General features: G+C 73.1%; 9 protein-coding genes. 4 read left to right on the top strand and 5 right to left on the bottom strand.

Annotated features, from left to right (window positions below; all coding sequences use genetic code 11):
• Positions 1–206, bottom strand: a 206-nt coding sequence (locus C1J00_RS34965) for an FAD-dependent oxidoreductase (RefSeq protein ID WP_146046312.1), incomplete at its 3' end; no start/stop codon positions are given.
• 72 nt (positions 207–278) lie between these two features.
• Positions 279–938 (bottom strand): MmyB family transcriptional regulator, encoded by a 660-nt coding sequence (locus tag C1J00_RS34960; protein WP_102912971.1) that lies wholly within the window; start codon positions 936–938, stop codon positions 279–281.
• A 238-nt stretch (positions 939–1,176) separates the two neighbouring features.
• On the opposite strand from C1J00_RS34960, the gene C1J00_RS34955 reads away from it, so the two are divergent.
• From C1J00_RS34955 to C1J00_RS34945, 3 genes are all read left to right on the top strand, one after another.
• The gene (locus tag C1J00_RS34955; RefSeq protein ID WP_102912970.1) at positions 1,177–1,836 is read left to right on the top strand and encodes a helix-turn-helix domain-containing protein; all 660 of its coding nucleotides are present in this window, start codon (positions 1,177–1,179) and stop codon (positions 1,834–1,836) included.
• 32 nt (positions 1,837–1,868) lie between these two features.
• On the top strand, positions 1,869–2,399 hold the full coding sequence (locus C1J00_RS34950; protein ID WP_102912969.1) for a toxin-antitoxin system, toxin component: 531 nt from the start codon (positions 1,869–1,871) through the stop codon (positions 2,397–2,399).
• A 177-nt stretch (positions 2,400–2,576) separates the two neighbouring features.
• Positions 2,577–2,801 carry a hypothetical protein gene (locus tag C1J00_RS34945; protein ID WP_102912968.1) on the top strand — a complete coding sequence of 75 codons (225 nt, stop codon included), beginning with the start codon at positions 2,577–2,579 and terminating at the stop codon, positions 2,799–2,801.
• A 670-nt stretch (positions 2,802–3,471) separates the two neighbouring features.
• Here the strand turns inward: C1J00_RS34945 and C1J00_RS34940 are convergent.
• Together C1J00_RS34940 and C1J00_RS34935 are read right to left on the bottom strand one after the other, a co-directional pair.
• Entirely contained in the window at positions 3,472–4,131 is a 660-nt protein-coding gene (locus C1J00_RS34940; protein WP_102912967.1) for a 4'-phosphopantetheinyl transferase family protein, read from the bottom strand.
• Entirely contained in the window at positions 4,128–4,988 is an 861-nt protein-coding gene (locus C1J00_RS34935) for a metallophosphoesterase family protein (protein WP_102912966.1), read from the bottom strand. Before C1J00_RS34935 ends, C1J00_RS34940 begins: the two co-directional genes overlap by 4 nt.
• 255 nt (positions 4,989–5,243) lie before the next feature.
• On the opposite strand from C1J00_RS34935, the gene C1J00_RS34930 reads away from it, so the two are divergent.
• Positions 5,244–6,380 (top strand): ATP-grasp domain-containing protein, encoded by a 1,137-nt coding sequence (locus C1J00_RS34930; protein ID WP_102912965.1) that lies wholly within the window; start codon positions 5,244–5,246, stop codon positions 6,378–6,380.
• 4 nt (positions 6,381–6,384) lie between these two features.
• Here the strand turns inward: C1J00_RS34930 and C1J00_RS34925 are convergent, their stop codons facing one another.
• Positions 6,385–6,906 carry a cupin domain-containing protein gene (locus tag C1J00_RS34925; RefSeq protein WP_102912964.1) on the bottom strand — a complete coding sequence of 174 codons (522 nt, stop codon included), beginning with the start codon at positions 6,904–6,906 and terminating at the stop codon, positions 6,385–6,387.
• Positions 6,907–7,075: the final 169 nt, after the last annotated feature.

The raw sequence follows: 7,075 nt of genomic DNA, 5'->3' as shown, positions 1-7,075 counted from the left end.
GAGAGCAGGGCCAGTTCGAGCTCGGGCCCGGGTTCCTTGTCGGAGACGAGGAGGTTCCCCTCCCCCGCTCCGGTCGTGCCGCCGGCCACCGGTCCCCGGTCCACCACGACGGCGTCCAGGCCCGCGCGGGTCGCGTACAGGGCGGTGGCGGCGCCGACCACGCCGGCTCCCACCACCACGACATCGCAGGTCAGCGGCTTGCTCACGGCAGTACTATGTCACACACCACAGAGACTGGGAAGGGTGCGGGGAACGGGCGGCTGACCGCGCGGGAGCGGTCAGTCGGCCACGGGGACGACTCTCAGGTGGGAGGCGGTGCGGCGCGTGCGGCGCTCCCCGGTCGCGGAGCGGCGCGTCTCGCGCAGGACGAACGTGACCCGGGCGCAGCCCAGTTCCTCCAGCGTCCTGGACGTCTCGATGACGATCCGGCACTCGGTGGGGCCCCGGCGCGGGTCCGGGTGGAGCAACGGCCGTACGGCACCGTCCTGCTCGACGGCGTCCTCGCCGACCGCGCGGATCCAGTGCGGCAGGCCGTGCCGGTAGGCGGCCTCCATGATCGGGTCCTGGGCGATGTCCCGGCGGATGCCCTGCAGGCCGTGGTCCGGGCCGTGGCTCTCCACGGCCCGTGCGAAGTGCGCGAGCATCGGCAGGCACCAGCTCGCCTCGTGGTCGCCGAGCACCACGGGGGCGTCGGGGTGGAACAGCACGAACCGGAGGAAGTTGTCGCCCGGCATCGCCGTGGGGTGCGGGCCCACCTCGCGGAAAAGTGACCGGAAGGCGTTGTTGGTCAGCACCACGTCCCAGCAGTGGTCGACGACGAGCGAGGGGAAGGAGACACCCTCCAGAAGCCCGGCGTAGTCCTCCAGATAGGCCTGGGCCTCGGGAGTCTCGGGGGCGGGCCGCGGTGCCGGCCGCCGCCCTCCTGCCTGATATGCCATCGGGAGGTCACCCCTCTTGCCTGTGCGGCCCTGACGCGGCGCCCCGATCCTGCTGCCCCGGGCTGAGGCGTGTCAACTATCGTGGCATTTCATGTCTGTTGACGGCTGAAATTGGCCACAGTTGTGGCGAGACCTGGATGTGAGTTCGAACCACCGGCTACGCTCCGGGAAGTTCACGCCGGGGTAGGTCACGGCATCCACTTGTGAGAAGCCTGTGAGATACGTAGGAGATCTGTCGGTGACGGGTGGCTTCGTCGAGGGTCCGGGCGCCACGCCGACGGCCGTGCTACCGGCCGTCGTCTCCCGTGTCGGCGCGCTCGCCGACCGGCTCGGCGTGCCGCACGCCGAGGTCTTCGACATCGGCCGGCTGTCCGTCGCCTCCGGGGTTCCGGACGCCGTGGTCAAGGCCCTGCTCTGTGGCCGGCCGGCGGGTGAGCCCGACGTTCAGGCCCGGTTCCTGCAGCGCCTGGACCTGCTGCGCCGGACCAGGCTCAAGCCCAACGGCCGCAAGTACACCCAGCAGGAGATCGCCGACGGCGCGGGCATGTCCCGCCAGCAGGCCGGCGCCCTCATCAACGGCGACCGGCGGCCGACCATGGAGCACTGCGACGCCCTCCAGCGGTTCTTCCGGGTGCACGCCGGCTTCCTGACGGCCGAGGACCCCGAGGCACTGGTGAGCGCCCTCCAGCACACCGAGCAGGAGCTGCTGCAGAAGCTCGCCGACCGCGAGCGGAAGGCGGCCTCGGCGGCGGACGACCCGCTGGAGCGGCTGCTGCAGGACCACGGCGTGCGCGGCATCGCCTGGCGGGCCGCGCAGCTGCCCACCGACCAGCACCGCGACAAGGTCGCGGAGTGGCTGGACATGCTCCTGGAGAGCGTCAAGCGGCCCGAGTCGTGACCGTGGGGAGAACTGTGGGCATCGGTAAGGAAATGCGCCGTCTGTGCGGCGAGCTGGTCGCGGAGCTGACCCTCCCCGCGCCGGCTCGGCCCGAGGAGCTGTACGCCGCCCTGTGCGACGGCATGAGCAGACGCCGCGGCCGCCCCGTCCGCTTCCGAACGGCCGCGTTCCCGCCCGGGACCGCCAGCGGGCTCTGGCTGGACATGGCGGAGCAGGACCTCGTCGTGATCGAGGAACGCACCGCTCCCGAGCATCAGTTGGTGATCCTGGGCCACGAGCTGTGGCACATGAAGGCCGGGCACTGCTCCCACCATGTCGAGGGCGCCGCCGTCGCGGCCCGGTTGCTCGATGACGGTGCCGATCTCCAGGCGACCGTGCTGAAGGTCGCCGCCCGCACCCGCTTCGACCTCGACGACGAGAAGGAGGCTGAGAGCTTCGGCCTGCTGCTCGCCAGCAAGTGCCGGGCGTGGCTCGCCGGTTCGTCGTCGCGCGGCCCGGTGCAGCGGGATCACCTTGCGGGGCGGATCGAGGCGTCACTGGGGTATCGCGGACCGCAGGGCTGACGGGCGGCCCGGCGCGGCGACGGAGCGCGGTGCGCCTCCGCCGAGCGGGCGAACCGGAGGGCTGTGGGGCCGGATTGTCAGTGGTGGGCGGCAAGCTGGAGGGGCGCCACCGCTGTGCGGGGCGTGCGCGCCGCGAGGGCGCGGGACCGACGACGCCGACACGGGGAGAGCCGACCGATGCCCACCGCCGTTCTGACCGATCGTGAACGCAGCGCCGTCCAGGCCTATCTGCGGCTGCTGCACACCGTCCGGGCCGCCTTCGACGTGGAGGGCGGCCCGCCGCTCGTCCCGCCGGCAGTGCTCGCCGAGGCGGAGCAGGCCCTGGAGCGCGCCGGACTGACCGGCAACGAGGAGGCGTTCTTCCGCCTCCTGGAGAACTGGTGCCCGGAGCCTGGTCCCTGACCTGCCGCACCGAAGCAGGCTCCGGAGCCGGACGGATGCCCCGGGCCGCGGGCCGAAACCGGACCCGCTCCGGCGGAGGGCTCGGGTCGCGGGCCGGGGCCGGGACCGGGACCCTGAGACTGCTGAGGTATCCCCACCCCGGCCGGGAAGCCGGCCCGAAGTCCGGCGGGCGGCCCGGCCGCGGGCCGGATGCGGACCCGCACCCTGGCGGACGACTCGGCCGCGGGCCCGACGCCGAATCCACACTCCGGCGGCGCGCCCAGGCCACGGGCCGGGACCGGGCCCAGGAGACCTGCTGAGGTACCCCAACCGCGGCGTGCACCGCCGGCCGCGGCGGGCGGCCCGGCAGCAGGCCGGATGCGAGACTCGCGTCCGGCATGCGGCCCGGCCATGAGCCCGAAGCCGAATCCACACTCCGGCGGGGGGCCCAGGCCACGGGCCGGGACCGGGCCCAGGAGACCAGCTGATGTACCCCATCCCAACCGCGGCGTGCACCGCCGGCCCGGCGGGCGGCCCGGCAGCAGGCCCGATGCCAAGCCCGCACTCCGGCGGCGGGCCCACGCCCCCCGGGCCCGGCGGATGGCTGTGTCCGCCCGCCGGGCCCGGGCTTCCGGGGCTGAGGGTCCGGTTTTCCGCCCTGGTGCCGTGAGGGGGGGCTCGCGGAGTGGACTCAGCCGTGCGGTACCGCTATCGCCGTCGCGATCAGGCCCCGCCCCGCCGTCCAGCGGCCGTCGAAGTGGCCGACGCGGCGGGCGCCCACCCGCGGGCCGGGGACGAGCAACGTCGCGCGGAAGGTGCCGTCGGCGGTGAGGTCGATGTCGGCCTCCATGAAGTCCAGCCACTTCCCGGTGAGGGGGAACCACGCCTTGTAGACGGACTCCTTGGCGCTGAACAGCAGCCGGTCCCAGTGGATGTCGGGGCGTTCGGCCGCGAGCTCGCGCAGGCGGTCCGCCTCGGCCGGCAGGGACACGGACGGCAGGACGCCCTCGGGCAGCGGGCCGTGGGTCTCGGCGTCGATGCCGAGGGACGCGAGGTCGGTGGCGCGGACCAGGGCGGCGGCGCAGTAGCCGTCGCAGTGGGTCATGCTGCCGGCCAGCCCGGCCGGCCAGCGGGGGGCGCCGCGCTCCCCGGGCAGGACCGGCTGCGGCGGCACGCCGAGCTTCTCCATGGCGCGGCGGGCGCAGGAGCGCACGGCGGCGAACTCCCCGCGCCGCTTGGCGACCGCCCGGGTCATGAGCGCCGCCTCCTCGGGGAACAGCGGGGTGTCCGCGTCCTCGTGGCCGTAGGCCTCCACGACGACCACGGCCTCCGGCAGCAGTTCCTCGATCACAGCTCCTCGCCCTCCCTCGGCAGGACGCGCCGCAGCCGCCCCGGCGGTCCGGACCGCTTGCTCCACTCGCGCGGATAGCCCACCGACACCTCCTCGAAGCGCACGCCCTCGTGCCAGGTGGTGCGGGGGATGTGCAGATGGCCGTAGACCATCGTGTGGACGCGGAACCTGCGGTGCCAGTCGGCGGTCAGGTCCGTGCCGCACCACATGGCGAACTCGGGGTGCCACAGGACGTCCATCGGATGCCGGTGCAGCGGGTAGTGGTTGACCGGGATCACCGGCAGGCCGTCGGGCAGTGCGGCGAGTCTGCGTTCGGTCTCGGCGACCCGGGCCCGGCACCAGGCCTCCCGGCTCGGGTACGGGTCGGGGTGCAGCAGGTACTCGTCGGAGCACACGATCCCGGTGCCTTGCGCGTACTCCAGGCCCTGCTCCTTGGTCGTGCAGCCGGCCGGAAGGAACGAGTAGTCGTACAGGAGGAACAGCGGCGCGACGGCGACCGGGCCGCCGGGGCCCTCCCAGACCGGGTAGGGGTCCTCGGGTGTCGTCACGCCGAGTTCGCGGCACATCTCGACCAGGTACTCGTACCGAGCGGCACCGCGCAGGGTGACGGCGTCGCTCGGATGGGTCCACAGCTCGTGGTTGCCGGGCACCCACACGACCTTGCGGAAGCGGGCCGCGAGCGTCTTCAGGGTCCAGCGGATGTCCGACACGGTCTCCGCCACGTCCCCGGCGACGAGCAGCCAGTCGTCGTCCGTCCCGGGCCGCATGCCCTCGACCAGGGCGCGGTTCTCCGGGTAGCCGACGTGCAGATCGCTGATGGCCAGGAGCTGTGCGGCGCCATCGGCCGTCGACGTCACCTCTCGCCCCCTCCGCGCACCCGGACGCCCTCCAAGAGATCACATCCGAGCGACCGGGGCAAGAGCGGCCCGGGGGCCGCGGCGGGAGAAATCCTTCACCGGGGCGTTGCACGACGAGGCCCGCCGAAGCCGTATGATCTGGCCCAACACCACCGCTGAAACTTCCCTTTCGCAGGGGCGGTTTGGTGTCCCTCCATTTTCCTGCCCGGGCACGGGCTGCTCAGCCCTGCCCGCGAACCGTGAAAGGCGGCCTGCATGGTCTCTCGCGTACGCGTCTGGCTCAACCGCACGTACGCGGAGAACGTGTTCTTCATGGATCAGCTGCGGAGAAATCCCAGCGACCGGGCCGTCGAGATCCACGCCACCCACGGCGACCCCGACTCGCCGGTGCTGGCCGCCGCCGACACCGCCGACCTGGAGCCCGAGAACCTGTCCCCCGCCGGGTACGTCGAGTACGCGCTGGACCAGTGCGCGCGGCGGGGCATCGACGTGTTCGTGCCCCGTCTGCACCAGTCGGCGATCGTGACGCACCGCGCCGAGTTCGAGGCGGCCGGCACGGCGGTGCTGGCGCCGCCGCCCGAGGCCGTGGCCGTCTTCCACGACAAGGTGATCGCCTACGAGGCGGTCCAGGCGATCGGCGTGCCGGTGCCGCCGTGGTACCGGGTCCGCTCGGAGGACGAACTCGTCGCCGCCGTGGAGGAATTGGAGGCCGGTGGGCACAAGGCGTGCTTCAAGCCGGCTTCCGGGGCCGGCGGGGTGGGCTTCCGCGTGATCACGCGTACGCCCTTCTCGCTGACGCATCTGAGCGGGTACCCGAGCCCGTACGTGCCGATGGACCTGGTGCTGGAGGCGCTGCGGCAGGCCGAGGAGCCGGTCGACTGGCTGGTGATGCCGCGCCTGGAGCAGCCCGAGGTGTCGGTGGACTGCCTGACCGGTCCGGACAACCGGGTCCGGCTGGCGGTGGGCCGCACCAAGAACGGCCGCCGGCGGGGCTTCACCCTGCACGAGCAGTGGCTGGACCCGGCCCGGCGGATCGCCGAGGGCTTCGGTCTGCACTACCTGTCCAACATCCAGTTCCGGATGTTCGGTGACCGGCCGGTCCTCATGGACGTCAACACCCGCCCGGCCGGCGGCCTGCACCAGCTGTCCCTGTGCGGGATCAACGCCCCCTGGGCCGCCGTGCAGCTGGCGCTCGGCGAGGACCCGGGCGAGGTGGTCCCGCCGTTCCTGGGCCAGGACTACACCGTGGTGTCGGGACTGCGTCCGCTGCGGCCGGTGTCGCTGCCGCAGCCGCGGCCGGAGGCGACGGATCCGCTGCCCGCGGTACCCGCGCCCACGGCGGCCGAACCGGTCCCTTCCGTCGGGGCGGCGGCCCAGGCGCTGCCCTTCTGAGACCTCAGCCCCTGGCCGCGAGCGCCTCGCGCCAGAGGGGGCTGTCGACGTAGTGGTTGTCGAAGCGTTCGGAGGAGTCCATGATCTCCTGCGGGTCGGCCTCGCCGCGCATCACCCGGCCCAGCAGCCGCAGATAGTCGAAGCGCCCCGCGCCCGGGGTGAGGACGAACAGCACGTCGGCCGTCGCACCGGGCGCGGCGGCGAAGGCGTGCGGGGTGTGCGGCGGTACCAGAAGGAAGTCGCCGGCTCGCAGCACGGTGATCTCCTCGCCCACCAGGACCTGGAGCGCGCCGTCGATCACGTAGAACATCTCGGACGCCTCGGTGTGCAGGTGGGCGGGCGCGCCGACCGCGCCTTCCGCGAACGTCGAACGGTAGCTGGTGAGCCGCCCGCCGGTGTTACCGGAGTCGGCGAGCAGCGTCATCACGCTGCTGGGGTCGCGCGTCGTCTCGGCCTCGGCGGCACGGGTGAGGACCGGTGCGAAGCCGCTGCCGCTGTTTCCCGTTTCGTTCTGTGTCGTCGTCATGACATCGACTCTAGGGAGCCGGGCGACCCACGGCAGGGGGCATTCCAGCGCCGTGATCGTGGGTCAATTCGACGGTGCCAGATGCGGCCCCCGCCCCGGGACGGTACAGATGCGGCCCCCGTCCCGGGACTGCGCCAGAAGCGGCCCCCCGCCCGGGACGGTGACGGAA

The sequence above is a fragment of the Streptomyces cahuitamycinicus genome (assembly GCF_002891435.1).
Lineage (GTDB): Bacteria > Actinomycetota > Actinomycetes > Streptomycetales > Streptomycetaceae > Streptomyces > Streptomyces cahuitamycinicus.
The sequence above is the reverse complement of the archived record's forward strand: the minus strand, read 5'-3'. Positions and strand labels throughout refer to the sequence as shown.